We start from the raw sequence: 19,541 nt of genomic DNA, 5'->3' as shown, positions 1-19,541 counted from the left end.
GGGAAATATAAAATCAAACGCAGCCTATTCACACCCTCCCCCATGGACCCACATCCCCGAGTTTTTTCCGCGCTGCAGCGCGAGGTCGCCGACTGGCGCTTATGGGCCGGCCGCGCGGTGGTGCTGGGCTTTGCCGCACTCGCCGGGCTCATCGTGGTGGGTTTCACCTGGCTGACGGAGCATGCGCTAGCGTACTTCTCACAACTAAACCAATATGCCTGGTGGCTGCCACTGCTGTGGACACCAGCCTGCACGGCGGCCATTGTGTGGCTGACGCGGCGCTTTGCGCCTGGTGCGGCAGGCTCGGGAATTCCGCAGGTGATGGCGGCCATGACGCCCGGTGTGCCCACGGGTGCACGGGCGCTGTTTGTGTCCCTGCGCCTATCGGTAGCCAAGATGCTGCTGACGGCCTGGGGTTTGCTGGCCGGCTTGTCGCTGGGGCGCGAGGGCCCGTCGGTACAAATTGCGGCTGGCGTGATGCACCATGCTCGGCGCTGGCTGCCGCGCGGTGCCCGCGTGTCCGACTACGGCCTGCTGCTGGCCGGCGGCGCTGCCGGCATCGCCGCGGCCTTCAACACCCCGCTGGGCGGCGTGATGTTTGCCATCGAAGAGCTGGCGCGCAAGCCCGAGCAGCGCAGCAATGGCCTGGTGCTGGCGGCCATCGTGCTGAGCGGGCTGATGGCCGTGTCGGTCTACGGCAACGCCACCTACTTCGGCGTGATACGGGTGGAGAACCTGGGCTGGGCCCTGCTGCTACCCGGCTTGCTGGTGGCGGTGCTGAGTGGTGCCGCGGGTGGGCTGTTTGCGCGGCTGCTGGCGGTGTCGCTGGCGGGCAGCTCCAAAGACCGGTTCAGCCGCTGGCGCAAGCGGTCGCCGGTAGGTTTCGCCGCAGGCTGCGGCCTGCTGGTGGCGCTGCTGGGTTGCGCCAGCCAGGGCACGGCCTACGGCAGCGGCTACGGCCACACGCGGGCCATGCTGGAAGGTGCAGGCGATGCATCGGCCCTGGCGCCGCTGTATGTGCTGCTGAAGTTCTGCGCCACCTGGATCACCAGTTGGGCCGGCGTGCCCGGCGGCATCTTTGCACCCTCGCTGGCGATTGGCGGTGCGCTGGGCAACGACATTGCACAGCTGACCCACTATGCCAACGCCCCCACCCTGATCGCCCTGGGCATGGTGGGCTTTTTGGCGGCGGTGACCCAGGCACCCATGACCTCTTTCATCATCGTCATGGAGATGGTGGACGGCCACGGCCTGGTGTTGAGCCTGATGACCAGCGCGCTGGTGGCCAGCGGGGTATCACGCCTGGTCAGCGCACCGCTGTATGCGTCGCTGGCAAATCTGCAACTGGGGCGCCTGCCTGAGCCTTTACCTATGCCACCTACACCGCACAACAGCAGCTTGCACCACTGAATCTGCAGTTCGTCGCAGCCCACTGGCCGTAGCGCGCGGCCGCCGGCACAGTGCGGGCATTGCCATTTCACTGCTGCACGCCATGACACTGACACCCCTGATCGCCGTCCACATGACCGCCGCCCTGCTGGCCGTGGCCACCGGCCCTGTCGCCCTGTGGGCGCGCAAGGGCCGCAGCCAGCGCCCACGCCTGCACCGGGCTTTTGGCTATGCCTGGGTGACGCTGATGCTGATCACCGCCACGTCCGCGCTGTTCATCCGCGATTTCCAGCTGCCCAACCTGGCGGGGTACACACCCATTCACCTGCTGGTCGTGGTCATCGCTGTCTTCCTGTTCCGCGCATTCCACGCTTTGGCAGGCGGCGATATTGCGACCCACCGCCGTGTCATGCAGAGGCTGTACTTCGTGGCCTGCGTGGTGACCGGACTACTAACCCTGCTGCCGCGGCGTACCCTAGGCCAACTGGTGTGGAACCAGTGGCTTGGCTTGCTATGAGCATGCACAATCCCCACCTACCCCGGAGCCCCCATGTCTGCTGACCACTACGATGATCTGGAAACCTTGGCCCGCCGGCGCGCGGGCCGCAAGATTGGCTGGTACATCCACGCCCTGGTGTTTCTGGTGGTGAACACCGGGCTGGCCTTTTTGTCGCTCTACAACGGCCGCCACTTTGTGCTGACCTCGGCCTTTGGCTGGGGCCTGGGTCTGCTGATCCATGGCCTGGTGGTGTTCGTACTGCCACCGGGCAGCGGCTGGCGTGAACGCCTGGTGCAGCAGGAGCGCGCACGCCTGCTACGTGAGCGTGAGCGTGAGCGGCAAAACTAGCCGCATGCGCCTGAGCAGCCTGCCCCTGCCGCGTGTGCTGGCCGTACTGGTCCCCGCGCTGGCACTGAACACCCTGATCGCCCTGGGCCTGACGCTGGCCGGCCCCTACGACCTGGCCAGCAACCTGGTGTTTTCGCACTGCATAGGCCTGGGCATCTGGGCGGCTATAGAACCCGTGTCGCGCCTCTGGGTCTGCGACATTGAACGCCAGTGGCGGCGCCTGCTGCTGATCGTGCCGGCCGGTGTGCTACTGGGCTACCTGGGCGGCAGTGTGCTGGCCCGGCTGCTGCTGGATTTGCCACTGGACTGGCACAGCCTGGCCCGCCTGCCCTACCTGGTGCTCAGCCTGGTTGCCGGCGCCGGCGGCACCTACTACTTCATCAGCCAGCTGCTGCTGCGCCAGGCGCGGGAGCGTAACGCCGCCCAGCAGCTACACATGGCCGAGGCCCGGCTGCAACTACTGCAGGCCCAGCTGGAGCCGCACATGCTGTTCAACACCCTGGCCAATCTGCGCGTGCTGATCACGCTGGACCCGGCACGCGCCACCGCCATGCTGGACCGCCTGGTAAATTTTCTGCGCGCCACGCTGAGCGCGTCGCGCCAGACCATGCACCCGCTCAGCGCCGAATTCGCCCGCCTGCAGGACTATCTGGAGCTGATGGCCGTGCGCATGGGTCCGCGCCTGCAGTACACGCTGGACCTACCCGCCGCGCTGGTCGACCTACCCGTGCCCAGCCTGCTGTTGCAACCGCTGGTAGAAAACGCCATACGCCACGGCCTGGAGCCGCAGGTGGCGGGCGGCAGCATCCTGGTCAGCGCCCGGCGCAGCGGCGACCATGTGCTGCTGGAGGTGGTGGACAGCGGCGTAGGCCTACCGCCGGCAGACATGCCCTCCGCAGCGGCCGGTGGCGGCTTCGGCCTGGGCCTGGCGCGCGAACAGCTGACGACCGCCTACGGCCCCCAATCTGCTATCGAGTTAATAGCTGCCAGCGCAGGTGGTACCTGCGCCAGAGCCTCATTTTTCATAAATCACTGAAGCATGCACGCCACCGCCCTGATCGCCGAAGACGAACCCCTGCTGGCGCAGGCACTGCAAACCGCCCTGGCCCAGGCCTGGCCGGAACTGCGCATCGTCGCCAGCGTGGCCGACGGGGCGTCCGCCGTGGCCCAGGCCCTGCAACTGCAGCCCCAGCTGCTGTTTTTCGACATCCGCATGCCCGGCCTGGACGGACTGGAGGCCGCCGCCGAGTTGGCCGACCAGTGGCCCGGAGGCACGCCCTTCCCCGCCCTGGTGTTTGTGACTGCGTTCGACGATTACGCCGTGCAGGCCTTCGAGGCCCAGGCGGTGGACTATCTACTGAAACCAGTACAGACCGCCCGCCTGCAAAAAACAGTGGCAAAACTGCAGCTGGCGCTGGCGGCATCTGCGCCAGCCGCTACACATTTGGAAGCAAACCAATTGGAAACCACGCTGGGGCAACTGCGCGCCCTGCTGGGTAGCCCGGCGGTCGCTACACCGGCCCCGCTGAAGATGCTGCAGGCCAGCAATGGCAACACCATCCGCCTGGTGCCAGTGGACGAAGTGGTCTACCTGGAAGCCGCCGACAAATACGTGCGCGTGCTGACCGCCCAGCATGAATACCTGCTGCGCACGCCACTGAAGGAGCTGCTGCCGCAGCTGGATGCACGCAGCTTCTGGCAGGTACACCGTGGCACCGTGGTACAGGCCCAGGGCATAGACAGCGTGCTGCGCGATGCCAGCGGCAAGCTGCAGCTCACGCTGCGTGCCAGGCCCGAAAAACTGGCCGTGAGCCGCCTGTACGCGCACCTGTTCAAAGCCATGTAGGGTGGCCCGCCCGCGAACTTAGCCGCCGTTCAACCGCTGGCCAGCTGGGCCAGGTAGCGGGACTCGAAGACATCGGCCGGCACCGGCTTGCTGATCAAATAGCCCTGCATTTCATCGCAGCCCAGCAGGCGCAGCAGACGCTCCTGCTCGCTGGTTTCCACCCCTTCGGCTACCACCTTGAGGCGGAAGGAATGCGCCAAGGTGACGATGGTGGAGACCAGGGCCAGGCCTTGCGGACCGGCCACCATCTCCAGCACAAAGGAGCGGTCGATTTTCAGGGTGTCCACCGGCAGCCGGGACAAATGGCTGAGCGAGGAATAGCCGGTACCGAAGTCATCGATGGCAATGCTCACCCCCATGGCGCGTATCGCCCGCAAGCTCTCGCTATTGGTCTGCACGTCGTCCATGATCAGGCTCTCGGTAATCTCCAGCTCCAGCCCGGCCGCCGCCTTGTCGTCCACGCTGATGGACTGCTGGACCGCGGCCACAAAATTGCGGTGCCGTAATTGCAGAGGCGATACGTTGACGGCAATGCGCACGGGCGTCAGGCCCTCGGCACGCCAGCGCATATTGTCCTGGATGGCCTGGCGCATGGCCCACAGACCCACCTCGTAAATCAGGCCGGTTTCTTCCAGCAGGGGAATGAAGTTCGCGGGTGGCACCAGGCCGGTTTGCGGATCGTTCCAGCGTATCAGCGCCTCGGCACCGGTCAGCAGGCCATTCACCAGACTGATCTTGGGTTGGTAATACAGCACGAACTGTCCCAGTTCCAGTGCCGTGCGCAGCCTACTTTCCAGGTCCAGCGCCTTGGCCACACGGGTGTCCATCTCGGGTGCATAAAACAGCACAGACTCGGCCGAGCTCTTGGCCCGTTTGAGCGCTGCTTCGGCATTGTGCAGCAGCATCTCCGCATCGTTGCCGTCCACAGGGTAGAGCGCAATGCCCGCTTTGCCGGCGATGCGTAGCTCGGTGCCGTCCACCAGGTAGGGCTTGGCAAAGCAGTCGCGCAACAACTGCTCCAGGATCAACGCGACCGCGCCCTCGTCACGCTGGTCATGCACCACCACGCCAAAGCAGTTCACCCCCACCCGCGCCACGGCGTCCAACCCCACGCGGCTGGCACGGATGCGCTCGGCCACCTGGCGCAGCAAGGCGTCGCCAGCTTGCCGCCCAATGGTGTCGTTGATGACACGGAAGCGCTCAATATCCACCAGACCAATGGCCAGCACGCTCTTGCCGCTGTCATGCGGGCGGAAATGCTGGCTGACATGCTCCAGGAAAAGGCTGCGGTTTGGCAGGCCGGTAATGACGTCGTAGTAGGCTAGGTAGTTAAGCCGCTCCTCCTTGTCGAGGTGGTCCATGGCAAAGCCGATGTCACCGGCCAGATCGGTCAGCAGCAGCTTTTCCTCGTCGTCAAAAAAGCCGGTCTCGTCTGCCGAAAGAACCAGCACCCCCAAGGCCTTGTCGGACACCATCAGTGGCAGATAGGCCAAGGAGCGGACGCTCGGGTCCATGGTCTGCAGGAAGTACAAGCTGCCTGCGTACTCCTGCATATCGTTGATCACAATGGGGCGCTTGCTCTGCACTGCGCGCACGGAGATAGGGGTACCCATGGGAGCACACTCCTCCAGGCTGAAGCGGTTTTGCAGGGAGGCCAAAAAATCCGGGGGTGCCCCGGCACAGGCCACCGGAATCAGTTGCATGGCATGCCAGTCCGCCACGCCCAGCCACGCCATCTGGAAGCGGCCATGCTCGACCGCAATCTGGCAGGCTCCGTTAAACAGCTCATCGCGCTTGCGCACACGCACAATCAGCGTGTTGATACCGCTGAGCACCGCGTACACACGGTTCAACCGCTGAATACGACGCTCGGCCTCCTTCTGGTAGCTTACGTCCTGGATGGTGTTGAACCAGCGCACCGGCACTGGCCGCCCCTCGGAGTCCATCAATTGCTCTGTGACCTGGCGGATATGGATCACCGAGCCATTGCTGTGCCGCATGCGGTAGGTGAAGTCCACCCGCGTGCCAGTCGCATCGGCCTCCTGCATCTTGGCCCTGACCAGCGCGCGGTCATCCGGGTGCACCAGCGTCAACCAGGCGCGGGCAGAGTCCACCATTTCTTCGGGCTTGAGACCCAACAAAGGCGGCAAGGTGTCAGGCCAGCTTTCCACCACACCCTGTGGTCCGGTGATGACGTGGGACAGCTTGGCCAGTATCTGCGCCCGGTACAGCCGCTCTTCACTGGCCTGCAGTGCTTCTGAGGCCAGCTGGCGCTGTGTAATCTCGATCTGCAACTGCTCTGCGTGCTGGCGTACCGTGGTGTAGAGGCTGCCGTTTTCGTAAATACGACCGACCTGGGCCATCATGGTGGCCACCATGCTTTCGTCTTCTTCGCTAAAGCCGCCGGCACCCAGTTTGTCTGCCAGGCAAATCCAGCCGTAGCAATGTGAAATCGATGCCACCGGGGCCAGCAAACAGCTGTGCAGCGGCGGGTAGTTGGCCGGCAGTCCTATGGCCGTGGGCTCACCGCCCGGGCAGTCCATCCGCACGGACTGGCGCCGGGAATACACCAGTCCCAAAGCGCCGGTTTCCACATGCGGGTGCTCCAGCGTCTGCAGCAAGCTGGGGTCTATGCCACTGGTGAAGAACACGGCCGGGCCACCGTTTTTGCCGTTCACGCACAACACGGCATACTTGGCCCCCATCAAATCACGGGCGCCACGGCACACCTTGTCCAGCAGCGTGTAGGGGTCTTGCTCCGATGCCAGGTGCAGATTGAGCGTGCTCAGGGCTTCCAGGCGGCGGTTGGTGGCGCGCAGGTCATCCAACTTTTCAGACAGCTTGTCGGTCATCACCTGCAGATGCGCGCGGTCAAAGGCTTCCACATCCGGTGGCGCGACAGGCTCAGGCACCCGCTGCAGAGATTGCTCTATGACACGCAAGATTTCTTCGGGCTCGCTGGGCTTGACCAGGACGCGCGTCACGCCACAGCTCTTGGCCAGGTTACGTGCCTCGCGCTCGCGGTAGTGCGCGCTATAGAAGATCACCTCGGTGGCCGCCACCAGCGGGTCGGCGCGTAGCTGGCGCACGAACTCGTAGCCGTCCATGGTGGGCATGAGAATGTCCGAAATCACCAGGTCAGGCCTCTGCTCTCGCACGATGGCCAGAGCCTCGGCGCCATCCGATGCTTCCAGGGCTTGGTGCCCGGTGTAGCCAATCAGGGTCACTAGCAGTTCACGGTTCGGAGCTTGGTCGTCCACCACCAATATTTTTGCCATGCGTCAGTTCCAGCGTTCTATGTATCTATGCGCCGCAAAGCACGCAAAGTGGGGGGCAGCAATAACTCGATCTGCTGGATAAAGTGCTCCGGGGCTATGGGTTTGGTGACATGGTCGTCGAAGCCGGCCGCCAGAGCCTTGTCCCGGTCGCTCGCCATGGAGAAGGCAGTGAGGGCGATGATGGGAACCGGGCGCCAGTGCGGGTCGTTTTTCAAGCGACTGATCACATCGTAGCCGTTGAGCACCGGCATTTGCAAATCGCAAAGAATGAGATCAGGGTTCTTTTCCAATGCATATTGCAAGCCCACGCCACCATCCACCGCATCCAGCGTGACATAGCCCGCAGCATGCAACAGGTACTGCACCAGATCCCGGCTGAAATCATCGTCCTCAATGATCAAAATACGAGCTGGCACGGCTTATCCCTCCGGTAATGCAAGAGTGAAAGTGCTACCTTGGCCATGGACGCTATGGAAGCTGAGCTGGCCTCCAAGCTCCTCGGCCAGCTTGCGGCTCAGATGCAAGCCCAGGCCGCTGCCTTCAAGTTTGCGCTTATTGGCCGCCCTGGGGCGGGAAAAGGCATCGAACAGCAGCCCCTGGTCCTCCACCGGAATGCCGGGGCCCGTGTCTTCCACGCTGATGAACAGAGTAGGCCCATTCGGCCCCACCCGCGACTCCAGACGCATGTGCACGCTTCCACGTTCGGTGAACTTGATGGCATTGCCCAGCAGGTTCATAACGATCTGCTTCAACGACCGACTGTCGGTGTGCCATAGCAGCGCAGCGGGCGGAAGATGCAGACTGAAGTCGAGGTCCTTTTTGTCGGCCTCGGGGCGCAGGGCGGCGCCCACCTCGTCCAGCAGCGCGCTGCAGTCCACTGTTTCCAAAGTCAGATCCATCTTGTTGGCGCCCAGCTTGGCCAGGTCCAACAGGTCGTTGATCAACGACAGCAGGTGGCGTGCACTGGTTTGCACGATTTGCAACTGTTTGTCCTGTTCGGCATTCAGCGGGCCGGGCAGCTTCATGCGCAAGGTGCCGGTAAAGCCAATGATGGCGTTCAAAGGCGTGCGCAACTCGTGCGACATGCTGGCGAAAAACAGGTCTTTCGCCAAGGCGGTCTCTTCCAGCTGACGATTCTTGTCGCGCAGGGTCTGCTCAATAAGCTTGCGGTCGGTCACGTCGCGGATGGCGCTGGAGACAAACAGCCCGTCTTCCGTCTCCAGCGGACTCAGACTGATTTCGACAGGAAACTCCGAGCCGTCTTTACGCAGGCCAAACAGCTCCAGCCCGGCGCCCATGGAGCGGGGCCGCGGCTGCACAAAAAACCCGGACCGGTTGCCCGGGTGCTTAAGGCGGAAGCGCTCGGGCACCAAAAGTTCGATGCGCTCACCCAACAACTCGTCGCGGGTCCAGCCAAACAGCTGCACCGCCTGGGAGTTGACCAGCACCATGATGCCGTCCCGGTTGACGATGACCATCGCATCCGGGGCAGACTCTAGCAGGTCCTTGAACTTCTGGTCGGCCTTCTTGCGGTCCGAAATATCGCGGATGGCGCTCATCACCATCGTGCCTTCTTCGGTATCCAGAGGGCTCAGGCTGATCTCGACCGGGAACTCCTCGCCGCCCTTGCGCAAGCCATACAACTCCAGACCCGCTCCCATGGTACGGGTACGAGGCTGCTTGAAAAAATTTCCACGGTGACCCAGGTGGGCGCTGCGGAAACGGCTGGGCAGAAGAATCTCCACCGGCTGGCCGAGTAACTCGGCACGCGTATGCCCAAACACGTTCTCGGCTTGAGAATTGACCAACACAATACGCCCCGTCACATTCACCATCACAATCGCGTCCGGCGTGGACTCCAGCAAGTCCAGGAAGCGCGCCTGTACCAGCTTGGCATCACGCAATACCTTCAGGTGCGTGACGTCCTTCTGGTTGGACAGAAAGTACGCCAACCTGCCATCTTCACCGTAGACCGAGCGGGTAGACACGCTGACATGCACCAGGGTGCCGTCCTTGCGACGACGCAATGATTCGTAGACCACCAGCCCCATACGCAGCACATCGTCCAGCCGGCCCTGTTCTTCCTGTACGTGATCATGGGGCACCACCAGCGCCACCAAGGACTGGCCCACGGCCTCGTCGGGGCGGTAGCCATAGAGCAATTCTGCGGCCGGATTCCACTGCAGCACACGGCCATCCGGCGTGATGGTCAACAGTGCGTCCGGGTTCAAGACCCACAGAGGATCGCTGGCATCTGGCCTCATGCAGTGCTCGCCACCAGAACGCCTGACTGCACGTCTACGCAGAACAACAGCTGTTGGCCCATCGCAATTCCTTTCAGACTCAGTGTGCTCTCGGTCCCCATGCATACGCCCCAGCAAGCAAGTCTGCTGGCGCCACAAAGGTGTGCAATACGCCAGCCCTTTTGACTCGTTGTAACACTATCGCGCGCGATACGTCCAGAGCATCGAAGAACATCAGTCCCACAAATGGGGGATACCGGCCGCACCGTGTCGCGGTACACATTGCGCTATCTTTTTAGGACAAAAATTCTTAAGCCAAATAGGCCGCTTACGCAGATGAAATATGCGCAAGACGCTATTTATTCAATAGCAAATCCTATAAATACGGCGGAGTGCAGGCAGAAACGATTTCTGCTGGCCGGTCGCCCACGTTGCGAAAGCGGTGCGGCAGGCTGCTGTCGAACAAATATGCGTCGCCCGGTTTGAGCACCCGCACCTGCTCGCCCACGGTCAACTCGATCTCGCCCGACAACACGATGCCACCCTCGTGCGAGGCGTGCTCCAGCATGTCCACCCCGGTGTCGGCCCCTGGCTCGTAACGCTCCTGCAGTATCTGCAGGTTGTGCGCGCGCGCATTGCCGACCTGGCGCAATGTCAAGGTGCGGTCGCCGCTGGCGCCGGGGGCGTGCTGGGTCAGGCGGGATGTCAGGTCCACCAGGTCGGCCGGGCTATGGAACACGCTGTCGGTCGGGCTCTGGTCAGGCTCGAAGAATTCCGCCATGGTCAGCGGAATGCCGTTCAATATCTTGCGCAGCGAGGCCACCGAGGGGCTGCTTTTGTTCTGCTCAATCGTGGATATCTGGCTGGACGGCACGCCGGCCCGCTCCGCCAGCTGGCGCTGCGACCAGCCCGCCTGGCTGCGCACTTGCCGCAAGCGGCTTCCCACATCAAACTGGGCATCTGCCATGAATATTTCCTAAATTGTTACCCGCTTGCTCAATATTATGAGCAAAATATACGCTTATACCGATCACTTGAGCGTTGCCATGCCACTAGACCACACCACCGCCCCGTCCGACAAGCCGCCGGTCACCATCTTCGGCCCCGATTTTCCCTTCGCTTTCGACGACTGGATTCGCCACCCTGCCGGCCTGGGCAGCCTGCCCGCCGAGCACCTGGGTGCCGAGGTGGCCATCGTCGGCGCCGGCATGGCCGGCATGGTGGCGGCCTACGAGCTGATGAAGCTGGGGCTGAAGCCCGTGATCTACGAAGCCTCAAAGATGGGCGGCCGCCTGCGCTCGCAGCCCTTCGAGGGCGGCCAAGGCGTAATCGCCGAGCTGGGCGGCATGCGCTTCCCGGTGTCCAGCACCGCGTTCTTCCATTATGTGAACCAGCTAGGGCTGGCGTCGCAACCCTTCCCGAATCCGCTGACCCCGGCCTCCGGCAGCACCGTGGTGGACCTGGAAGGCCAGACCTACTACGCCGAAAAACTGGCCGACCTGCCGCCCATGTTCAAGGAAGTGGCCGACGCCTGGAGCCAGGCGCTGGAAGACGGCGCCAGTTTCCAGGCCGTGCAGGACGCCATCCGCAGCCGCGACGTGCCCGCGCTCAAGGCCCTGTGGAACAAGCTGGTGCCGCTGTGGGACGACCGCACTTTCTACGACTTCGTGGCGACTTCCAAGGCCTTCGCCGGCCTGTCGTTCCAGCACCGCGAGGTGTTCGGCCAGGTCGGCTTTGGCACCGGCGGCTGGGATTCGGACTTCCCCAACTCCATGCTCGAAATCTTGCGCGTAGTCATGACCAACTGCGACGACGAGCAGCGCCTGATCCAAGGCGGTGTCGACCAGGTACCGCTGGGCCTGTGGCAGCACGCGCCAGACAAGATGGCGCATTGGCCCGCCGGCACCAGCCTGGCCAGCCTGCACGGCGGCGCCCCGCGCGCCGGCGTCGCCGCCATCCACCGCCAGGCTGATGGCCCATTCGATAAACAATTTGCCGTGACCGACCGCTGGGGCGACACGCGCAGTTATGCCGCCGTGCTGACCACCTGCCAAAGCTGGCTGCTCACCACCCAGATCGCCTGCGAGGAATCGCTGTTTTCGCACAAGATGTGGATGGCGCTGGACCGCACGCGCTACATGCAATCCAGCAAAACCTTCGTCATGGTGGACCGCCCGTTCTGGAAGGACAAAGACCCCGTTACCGGCCGCGACACCATGAGCATGACGCTGACCGACCGGCTGACCCGCGGCACTTATCTGTTCGACAACGGGCCGGGCAAGCCCGGCGTGATTTGCCTGTCCTATGCCTGGATGGGCGACGCGCTGAAGATGCTGCCCCAGCCACCCGAAAAGCGCGTCAAGCTGGCCCTGGATGCGCTGAAGAAGATCTACCCGAACGTTGACATTGCCAGCCACATCATCGGCGACCCGATCACCATTTCCTGGGAGGCCGACCCGCACTTCCTGGGCGCATTCAAAGGCGCCCTGCCCGGCCACTACCGCTACAACCAGCGCATGTTTGCCCACTTCATGCAGGACGGCATGCCCGCCGCCCAACGCGGCATCTTCATTGCCGGCGACGATGTATCGTGGACGCCGGCGTGGGTCGAAGGTGCGGTGCAGACATCGCTGAACGCGGTGTGGGGCATCCTGCACCACTTCGGCGGCCGCACGCATGCCGAGAACCCCGGCCCCGGCGATGTGTTCAAGGACATAGGCCCCATGGAACTCCCCGAATGACCGATCTGAAACTGGCCCTGCTGCAATGCGCATCCCAGCCCGGCGACGTGCTGGGCAATCTGCAACGCCTGGACCAGGCCGCCGCCGATGCTGCCGCGGCCGGCGCCCACTTGCTGGTCACGCCCGAGATGTTTTTGACCGGCTACAACATTGGCGCCACCCAAGCCAGAGTACTGGCCGAAGCGGCAGACGGCCCACGCGCCCAGGCCGTCGCCGCCATCGCCCGCCAACACCAGATCGCCATCGTCTTCGGCCATCCCGAGCACGATGCCGCCGGCCACATCTTCAACACTGCCCAATGCGTGGATGCCCAAGGCCGCACGCTGGGCACATACCGCAAGACCCATTTGTTCGGCGCGCTGGACCGCAGCATGTTCGCCCCCGGCACGGGTGACGAACCGCTATTCGAACTCCATGGCTGGAAGCTCGGCCTGCTGATTTGCTACGACGTGGAATTCCCCGAAAACACCCGCCGCCTGGCCCTGCAAGGCGCCGACCTGGTCGTCGTGCCTACCGCCAACATGGCCGACTTCGACTTCGTCGCCCAGCACCTGGTGCCGACGCGGGCCTACGAGAACCAGCTGTTTGTGGCCTATGCGAACTTCTGCGGGCATGAGGGTGATCTGGCCTACGGCGGGCTCAGCTGCGTGGCGGCCCCCGATGGCGCAGGCCTGGTGCAGGCGGAGCGTGGCGCCGAACTGCTATTGGCAGAACTGACGCAAACCGGCTTGACACGTGGACGGGCCTTGAACTGCCACCTGAACTCACTATTAAATCCATAGCTGCCAGCGCAGATAAAACCTACGCTGGAGGCATATTTGGCTCACACATTACTCCACTACGTGCGCGTCCACGGGTGGTGCCACACGGCCCTGCTTGCGCATCAACAGCAGCAAGGGCATGGACAGCAAGGTGACGACCATCATGATCTTGAAGTCGTTGATATAGGCCAGAAAAGTAGCTTGGCGGGTGACTTCGCTATTCAAGGCGGCCAAACCCTGCTGCGTGGCCAGGTTGTAGACGGTGGGCAGGCCGGCCTGGACGGCCGGGCTCGCCAGGTTGATGTGCTCCACCATCTGCGAATGGAACAACGCGGTATTGCGGGTCAATACCGTCTGCATCACCGAGATACCAATGCTGCTGCCGATATTGCGCGACAGGCTGTAGATGGAGGTGCCATCCGGCCGGTAGATCGGATTCAGGGTGGAAAACGAGATGGTTGTCAGCGGCACCGACACAAAGCCCAAACCCAGGCCCTGGATGAAACCCGACCAGACCACAGCGGATTCGCCGGTATCGAAACTGAAGCCCGACATCTGCCATAACGAAAACGCGGTCAGGCCAAAACCCAGCCCAATCAGGGCCCGTGGGTCGGTCCGTGTCGCAATACGCCCCGCCACCATCATCGACAGCATGGTGCCTATGCCGCTGGGGCCTATCACCAGGCCGGCCGTCACCACCGGGTAGCCCATCAGCGACTGCAGCAGCGGTGGCAGCAAAGCGCGGGTTGCGTACAGCAGCAGACCGACCATGAAGTAGAGCGTCAGGCCGGTGACGAAATTGCGGTCTTTCAACAGCTGCACATTGAAGAACGAGGCGCCCCGGGCCGTGGCCGTCAACGCAATAAAGAAGGCAAAGCTGACCATCGCACCAGCCGCCTCCAACACGATTTCTGTGGAGCTGAACCAGTCGAGCAGCTCGCCGCGGTCCAGGAACATCTGCAGCAAACCAATCGCCAGGCTCAGTGCAATGCAGCCATAGACGTCGAAGCGCAGTTTGCTCTGGATAGCGGTTTCGCGGATGTAGGCCTTGATACCCAGGAAGGACAAGATACCCACTGGAATATTCACGAAGAACACCCAGCGCCAGCTGAAGTTGTCGGTCAACCAACCGCCGAGCGTTGGACCGAGGATGGGGCCGATCATCACGCCCATACCCCAGATCGCCATGGCCTGGGCATGCTTTTCCTTGGGGTTGGTGTCCAGCATGATGGACTGCGACAAGGGCACCAAAGCCGCACCAAACAAACCCTGCAGCAAGCGCGCCAACACGATCTCCGTCAATGAGTTGGACAGACCGCACAGCGCTGAGGCCAAGGTGAAGCCCACCACTGAGGTCAAGAAGATATGCTTGCGTCCGAAGCGCCCGGTCAACCAGCCGGTCAGCGGGGTAGCAATCGCGGCCGCCACGATATAAGAGGTCAGCACCCAGGAAATCTGGTCTTGCGAAGCCGACAGATTGCCCTCCATGTGCGGCAAGGCCACGTTGGCAATGGTGCTGTCCAGCGTCTGCATGATGGTGGCCAGCATGATGGCCACGGTGACCAGCCCGCGATGCCTGGCGACGTCAGGGGCTACGGGAACGGCAGTCGCAGAATCGGCGGATGGCATGGGAGTTCTGTCTTGCAGGCAATTGGAAGGATGGACACCACGGATTGCGAAATGGCAACCCCGGTGATAGTGACGCAGGTTACTAATTGGGCAAAAAAAGAGCTTCAGCCATCCAGAACGCCCAGCAATTTGCGCAGCAGCGCATCCATCTGACCCATCTCTTTTTCAGAAAACCCGGCCCAGAGCGCCCTGTATTGCTGGCGGCGCAAAGGCTGCAGCGTTTCCACCAAGTTTTGGCCTTCCGGCGTGAGTTGCATGAACACCTCACGCCGGTCTACATCGCTGGCGGCGCGGGCTACCCAGGCCTTTTTCACCAGGTCATCCGCAATCCGCGAACAGTGGGTGCGCGAGGCGTGGATCACAGTGGCCAGAGCAGACGGCAGCATGCGCCGCTCTGGCTGGCTGTACAGCACCACCAACGCCGTCCAGGTCGTGTAGTTCAGCCCCTGCTCTTTCAGCTTGGAATCAAATGCGTCCCCCAAGCGGGTGCCGATATGCAACAGCAAGCGGGTCAGAATGGCCTCACGCGTTGGCGAACCCGGTAGCTGGGCCGCAATCGCATGGATGGCGGATTCGTAGGGAGAAAAACTGTCGTGCATGGAGTGTGAACAGGAAAGAGAAATACCAAAGAATAAATAATAACCTACGTTATCATTTATTGCATGCAGTCAACCATGATCAACGGTTGCTCAGCAGCCCGAGAAATACGACGGGCATAAAAAAAGCACCGAACTTCGGTGCTTTTTTATTGAGCCGCAAGCGGCTTGCAAACAGTGCTTAGGCAGCAGCTGCAGCCTTGCGGCGGCGCGAGGTGCCCAAAATGCCCAGCAGGCCGGCCCCCATCAGAGCCAGGGAACCTGGTTCAGGCACCTTGCTGGTCGTGGTTTTCACATTGGCAGCCACAGACAACAGCTTCACAAAGTCATTGATAGCATCCATTGCGCCACCGCCGTAGCCGGAGTTGTATGCACTGATCAGCCACCAGCTGGAATAAGTAGTGCTGTCTGTCGTGTTGTAGGTGACATCAGTGCCTGTGCCGCCGGTGTTGGTAGCCGTCGTTGTGCCTGCCGTTCCGTAGTTCTTGACCGAAGTCCAGCCATTGGCCGCGTTCAAGGTAGTGGAATTGGTTGCCTGGCCCGCACTGGTACCGGTCAAGGTCTTACCCGTAATGGTTGGGGTGCCCGCACCGGTGTACGCCAATACAGTGATGTCCGCATCGCTAGCCCAGTAGCCCAGGGTCAGGCTGGTGATATTCACGGCCGAACCAAAATTCAGCAGGATCAGATCCGTACCATTCTGGTTGTCAGCCGTGTGGGTGGGGCTGGTCGCATCTTCGTTGACGGACACTACGCCCAAACCCAAGCCAGAACCCCAGTTACGAACGTTTGCTGCTGCAAATGCGGTGCCCGTGGTCGGAGCCGCGACAGTACCCGTACCTGTGGAGTAGGCCTGGGCATTCAGCGTAGTACCGCCAGCAGAGCCGCAGGTCAGGGTATTACCAATGCTCGTGGAGTTATTGCAACCAGAATCCAGCGCCCAAGTACCCGCTGCAAAGCTAGGTGCGGACAACAGAGCGAATGCACCGCACAACAACCATTGTTTGACGGAACCGTGGTTTGCAGAATGGGTTTTCATCATTTTTCCTCTTGAACCGAATTAAGCGAAGCGACGACTGTAAAAATCTGTCGGCTATATGTAAGCAACGAAGCAATCCTCATGCCAAACAAATAAACTCTTTACTATCAATGACTTATGGAATTCGCCTCTATCAAAAGTGTTACATATGTAAAGGATGTCGACACAATATAAAGATCAATCCGAGGCGACTTAGCGCAAGCTTTTGAGCAAGCTATCGGCCTCGGCCATGGTCTCGAAACGGCGTCCGGATTTCAGTGCTGCCTCGACTTCATCACGGGCCTCTGTTTTGCGTCCGGATTGGGCCAGAACCGCCGCCAGGTGGTAACGGATGTCCGGGTTGCCGGGCTCGCGCAGGCGCGCATCGCGCAATAGTTGCAAGGCGCGATCCACCTGGCCATTCTGAAACAAGGCCCAGCCCAGTGTGTCGATCGCGTTGGCATTGCTGGGTGCCTTAGCCATGGCCTTTTCGGCCACGGTGACCGCCGAGGGATCTTTCAAGCGCAACAGCACATTGGCCAGGTTATTCAAGGCATCAGCGTCGTCAGGAGACAGCGCCAGCAAAGACTCATAGCTGGTGCGGGCTGCGGCGTAGTTGCCAGCACGCGCATAGCCATCGGCCAAAGCGCGACGCACAGGAGCATCCTGTGGCCGCGTTTTCAACCATTGCTCCGCCAACTGCACGGCGGGTTTACCGCCGTCCTGTCCTGACAAGGCGCGGAACAAGCGCAGCAGCGTGTCCGAGCTCGGCTCGATCTGGAGGGCTCGGCGGTAGTTGTCGATTGCAGCTGCAGATTGGCCACGGGCCTGCGCAACGTCTCCCAACAGGCTGTAGCCAATCGCCCGTTTCGGCGCCAACGCGAGAACCTGGCGTGCACGTTGCTCGGCCTTGGCAGGATTTGCCTGCCGCAACTCCACGTCGGTCATCAAGGCCAAAGCAGGCAGGAAGTCAGGCTTGCTGGACAAGGCTTTTTCCAGACTGTAGGCGGCACCTGCAGGGTTGTTCGCCGCCATTTGCAAGGTTGCAATTTCGGTTTGCTGAGGTGCGTTGAAGTCGGCGAAACGGGTTGCGCCGGAGAAGGTGGAACGCGCACCTTCGAGATCGCCGTTGGCCAATTGAGCACGGCCATACACCAGCATCACAGGCAAGTTGTCGCCCGCCTTGGCAGACAGACGCTTGGCGGCCTCCAATGCCAATGCCGGCGCGAGGTTGCGCAAATGGAACTCCACCAGCGAGGTACCAGGGCGCAATTCGCCAGGGCCGGAGATATCGTTGGCTTTTTCCAGCCAGCGCTGCGTTTCCGCGGTTTGGCCACGACGATCGGACACATTGGCCATCTCGTACATGGCATCCACATTCTTGTCGTCGGACTGCAAGATAGCGGCCAAACGGGTTGCAGCCGAGTCATAGGCCTTGTTCAACATATCCAGCCGGGCCAAATTCAGCTTGGGCTGCAGCAGGCTGCCATCCAGTGCCAGAGCGCGCTCGAAGCTGGCCTTGGCGGCTACCCGGTTGCCGCCCTGGGCCTGAGCCATGCCCAGCATGTTCAAAAAAACAGCATTGCCGGGCTGCTGCTTCACCAATTTGTCGGCAATGGCCAAAGCTTTGTCAGAGAGTCCATCCCGGAGGTACAAAATCACCAGGCCGGTACCCGCCTGCGTTTGCTTGGGGTCTTTGAAGGCGGTTTCCAGCTGAGCAATCGCGTCGCCGGTCTGGCCACCGCCCAGCAAACTCATACCCAATGCGGTGTGAAATTCGGGTGCATTTTTAGTCGCCAAAGCCTGCTGCATCAAAGCTGTCGCCTTGGCGTTGTGCCCCAGGGCCATATGGGCGCCAGCCAACATGGTGATGGCCTGGCCATCCCCAGGCTGCGCCTTGACATACTCCTCCAATAGATCGGTGGCCCGCCCGAAATTGCCCTCGGCCATATTGATCTGCGCCAGCAGCTTGGACACCGGGCTATTGCCCTGGATCTTTTGGAAAGAGTCCAGATAAGGCTTGGCCTTTTCGGTCTCACCCAATCCAAAATGCGCCAGCCCGTTGAGCATCAGCAGCTGTGGACGGTACTGGATGAAGGGTACCGGCACAGGGTCCAGAAAAGCCGTGACCTCAGCCAGGGCCGAGCGCACGGCAACAGGTTTGCCGTCGCGCTCAGCCAGCAGGGCCTTGAGATAAGCCGCGCGCGGCTCGCTTGGAGACAGGCGCTGCACCTCTGCCACGTCCTTGGCGGCCTCTGCATATTTTCCTAAATCGATAGCAATACCCGCACGGGCGACGCGTGCTTCCACATGTTTCACATCCAACTGCAAGGCAGCGTCATAGGCCGCCATGGCACCACGCAGGTCACCTTGGACGTGGGCCAAAGAACCCTTTTGATAACGCGCCTCCGCTGAATTAGGTGCCAGGGCCAAGGCCCGGTCTATGGCCGAATTGGCCTCGCTGAACTGGCGCGAACGAATGCGCACCGGCACCTCGGCCAGCCAGACTTCCGCACTGCGGCCGTCCACGATACGGGCTTCATCGATGGCTTTCAACGCATCCCGTGGCTCACCAATGTCTGCGCTGGCAGATGCACGCAGCAGCAAAAGCTGGATTTGCGTGGCAGGCGGCAAACCGGTGGGATTGAACAAGGCTTGGCTCAGCATCAACTTGTGCTTGCCCTGGGCGATAAACGCTTGGGCCAGCGGTACCACGACTTCGGCCCGGTTCACCCCCAGGCGCAGCGCTTCATTCAACGCAACCTCGGAAGCCACCGCCTCGCCATTCGCCAGCAAAGCCTTGCCCAGCAGCACCTGGACGGGCAGCATGTTTTTGTCGATTTGAAGCGCATTCTTCAGCTGGATGATGGCGCCGGGCATGTCGTGGCGCTCATAGCGACTCAGCGCATCTTCGTAATAACGCGATGCCTTGCTGTCTGACACCGCATAGGAGGAAACGCTGGTGGCACACAGCAAAGCCAAAAGCGTGGCGCGCCCGGCAAAAGCCGCGCTGCTAGAAAGGGGAAATAGCTTCATGGAGGGCAACTCTTGGCAGCGGGCGCACGGTGCAGCCCAATCCAGGAATGTTAGCCCATGTAACAAAGCCTTTACAGGAGGAATCTCCCCACTCCGTGAGGAAATGGGCTATCGGTGATTTGCTTCACATCCCGCTACAACACCCAAAATCTGCGTG

General features: G+C 61.8%; 15 protein-coding genes. 7 read left to right on the top strand and 8 right to left on the bottom strand.

The annotated features are described in order from the left end of the window. The first annotated feature begins 42 nt into the window (after nucleotides 1-42). The 5 genes from AC07O2_RS17865 (at nucleotide 43) to AC07O2_RS17845 (ending at nucleotide 4,082) form a co-directional block, all read left to right on the top strand. On the top strand, nucleotides 43-1,410 hold the full coding sequence (locus AC07O2_RS17865; protein WP_495077093.1) for a chloride channel protein: 1,368 nt from the start codon (nucleotides 43-45) through the stop codon (nucleotides 1,408-1,410). An 82-nt stretch (nucleotides 1,411-1,492) separates the two neighbouring features. Then, on the top strand, nucleotides 1,493-1,906 hold the full coding sequence (locus AC07O2_RS17860; RefSeq protein WP_495077092.1) for a DUF2306 domain-containing protein: 414 nt from the start codon (nucleotides 1,493-1,495) through the stop codon (nucleotides 1,904-1,906). Between the two features lie 33 nt (nucleotides 1,907-1,939). Further along, a complete protein-coding gene (locus tag AC07O2_RS17855) occupies nucleotides 1,940-2,236 on the top strand; it encodes a 2TM domain-containing protein (protein ID WP_495077091.1) in 297 nt (98 codons plus the stop codon). Further along, a complete protein-coding gene (locus tag AC07O2_RS17850) occupies nucleotides 2,220-3,272 on the top strand; it encodes a sensor histidine kinase (RefSeq protein ID WP_495077090.1) in 1,053 nt (350 codons plus the stop codon). The genes AC07O2_RS17855 and AC07O2_RS17850 overlap by 17 nt, the downstream gene beginning before the upstream one ends. 3 nt (nucleotides 3,273-3,275) lie before the next feature. Further along, entirely contained in the window at nucleotides 3,276-4,082 is an 807-nt protein-coding gene (locus tag AC07O2_RS17845) for a LytR/AlgR family response regulator transcription factor (RefSeq protein ID WP_495077089.1), read from the top strand. Between the two features lie 29 nt (nucleotides 4,083-4,111). On the opposite strand, the gene AC07O2_RS17840 is transcribed toward AC07O2_RS17845, so the two are convergent. The 4 genes from AC07O2_RS17840 to AC07O2_RS17825 all read right to left on the bottom strand — a co-directional run bounded on the left by AC07O2_RS17840 (nucleotide 4,112) and on the right by AC07O2_RS17825 (nucleotide 10,570). After that, complete coding sequence (locus AC07O2_RS17840) at nucleotides 4,112-7,360, bottom strand: EAL domain-containing protein (RefSeq protein WP_495077088.1); 3,249 nt, start codon at nucleotides 7,358-7,360, stop codon at nucleotides 4,112-4,114. Nucleotides 7,361-7,377: 17 nt separating this feature from the next. Next, complete coding sequence (locus AC07O2_RS17835; protein ID WP_495077087.1) at nucleotides 7,378-7,776, bottom strand: response regulator; 399 nt, start codon at nucleotides 7,774-7,776, stop codon at nucleotides 7,378-7,380. 3 nt (nucleotides 7,777-7,779) lie between these two features. After that, the gene (locus tag AC07O2_RS17830) at nucleotides 7,780-9,624 is read right to left on the bottom strand and encodes a PAS domain-containing sensor histidine kinase (protein WP_495077086.1); all 1,845 of its coding nucleotides are present in this window, start codon (nucleotides 9,622-9,624) and stop codon (nucleotides 7,780-7,782) included. A gap of 355 nt (nucleotides 9,625-9,979) precedes the next feature. Next, nucleotides 9,980-10,570, bottom strand: a complete 591-nt coding sequence (locus tag AC07O2_RS17825) for a cupin domain-containing protein (protein WP_495077085.1) — start codon at nucleotides 10,568-10,570, stop codon at nucleotides 9,980-9,982. 79 nt (nucleotides 10,571-10,649) lie between these two features. Here AC07O2_RS17825 and AC07O2_RS17820 point away from each other — a divergent pair, with 79 nt between their 5' ends. Then, nucleotides 10,650-12,344 carry a flavin monoamine oxidase family protein gene (locus tag AC07O2_RS17820; protein WP_495077084.1) on the top strand — a complete coding sequence of 565 codons (1,695 nt, stop codon included), beginning with the start codon at nucleotides 10,650-10,652 and terminating at the stop codon, nucleotides 12,342-12,344. After that, nucleotides 12,341-13,126: a carbon-nitrogen hydrolase family protein gene (locus tag AC07O2_RS17815; protein WP_495077083.1), complete on the top strand. Its 786-nt coding sequence runs from the start codon at nucleotides 12,341-12,343 to the stop codon at nucleotides 13,124-13,126. Before AC07O2_RS17820 ends, AC07O2_RS17815 begins: the two co-directional genes overlap by 4 nt. 48 nt (nucleotides 13,127-13,174) lie before the next feature. Here the strand turns inward: AC07O2_RS17815 and AC07O2_RS17810 are convergent, their stop codons facing one another. The 4 genes from AC07O2_RS17810 to prsT form a co-directional block, all read right to left on the bottom strand. Beyond that, nucleotides 13,175-14,734, bottom strand: a complete 1,560-nt coding sequence (locus AC07O2_RS17810; RefSeq protein WP_495077082.1) for a DHA2 family efflux MFS transporter permease subunit — start codon at nucleotides 14,732-14,734, stop codon at nucleotides 13,175-13,177. 104 nt (nucleotides 14,735-14,838) lie between these two features. Continuing rightward, nucleotides 14,839-15,333 carry a MarR family transcriptional regulator gene (locus AC07O2_RS17805; protein ID WP_495077081.1) on the bottom strand — a complete coding sequence of 165 codons (495 nt, stop codon included), beginning with the start codon at nucleotides 15,331-15,333 and terminating at the stop codon, nucleotides 14,839-14,841. Nucleotides 15,334-15,511: 178 nt separating this feature from the next. After that, nucleotides 15,512-16,369 carry an exosortase-dependent surface protein XDP1 gene (xdp1, locus tag AC07O2_RS17800; protein WP_495077080.1) on the bottom strand — a complete coding sequence of 286 codons (858 nt, stop codon included), beginning with the start codon at nucleotides 16,367-16,369 and terminating at the stop codon, nucleotides 15,512-15,514. A gap of 192 nt (nucleotides 16,370-16,561) precedes the next feature. Next, a complete protein-coding gene (prsT, locus tag AC07O2_RS17795; protein ID WP_495077079.1) occupies nucleotides 16,562-19,384 on the bottom strand; it encodes an XrtA/PEP-CTERM system TPR-repeat protein PrsT in 2,823 nt (940 codons plus the stop codon). Nucleotides 19,385-19,541 lie beyond the last annotated feature (157 nt).

The organism is Rhodoferax sp. GW821-FHT10B06 (genome assembly GCF_059415605.1).
The sequence above is the reverse complement of the archived record's forward strand: the minus strand, read 5'-3'. Positions and strand labels throughout refer to the sequence as shown.

Coding starts and splice junctions, on each gene's coding strand:
- AC07O2_RS17855 (WP_495077091.1), top strand. CDS start 1,940: ATGTCTGCTGACCACTACGATGATCTGGAAACCTTGGCCCGCCGGCGC.
- AC07O2_RS17820 (WP_495077084.1), top strand. CDS start 10,650: ATGCCACTAGACCACACCACCGCCCCGTCCGACAAGCCGCCGGTCACC.
- xdp1 (WP_495077080.1), bottom strand. CDS start 16,369: ATGAAAACCCATTCTGCAAACCACGGTTCCGTCAAACAATGGTTGTTG.
- AC07O2_RS17830 (WP_495077086.1), bottom strand. CDS start 9,624: ATGAGGCCAGATGCCAGCGATCCTCTGTGGGTCTTGAACCCGGACGCA.
- AC07O2_RS17810 (WP_495077082.1), bottom strand. CDS start 14,734: ATGCCATCCGCCGATTCTGCGACTGCCGTTCCCGTAGCCCCTGACGTC.
- AC07O2_RS17860 (WP_495077092.1), top strand. CDS start 1,493: ATGACACTGACACCCCTGATCGCCGTCCACATGACCGCCGCCCTGCTG.
- AC07O2_RS17865 (WP_495077093.1), top strand. CDS start 43: ATGGACCCACATCCCCGAGTTTTTTCCGCGCTGCAGCGCGAGGTCGCC.
- AC07O2_RS17845 (WP_495077089.1), top strand. CDS start 3,276: ATGCACGCCACCGCCCTGATCGCCGAAGACGAACCCCTGCTGGCGCAG.
- AC07O2_RS17805 (WP_495077081.1), bottom strand. CDS start 15,333: ATGCACGACAGTTTTTCTCCCTACGAATCCGCCATCCATGCGATTGCG.
- AC07O2_RS17840 (WP_495077088.1), bottom strand. CDS start 7,360: ATGGCAAAAATATTGGTGGTGGACGACCAAGCTCCGAACCGTGAACTG.
- AC07O2_RS17825 (WP_495077085.1), bottom strand. CDS start 10,570: ATGGCAGATGCCCAGTTTGATGTGGGAAGCCGCTTGCGGCAAGTGCGC.
- AC07O2_RS17815 (WP_495077083.1), top strand. CDS start 12,341: ATGACCGATCTGAAACTGGCCCTGCTGCAATGCGCATCCCAGCCCGGC.
- prsT (WP_495077079.1), bottom strand. CDS start 19,384: ATGAAGCTATTTCCCCTTTCTAGCAGCGCGGCTTTTGCCGGGCGCGCC.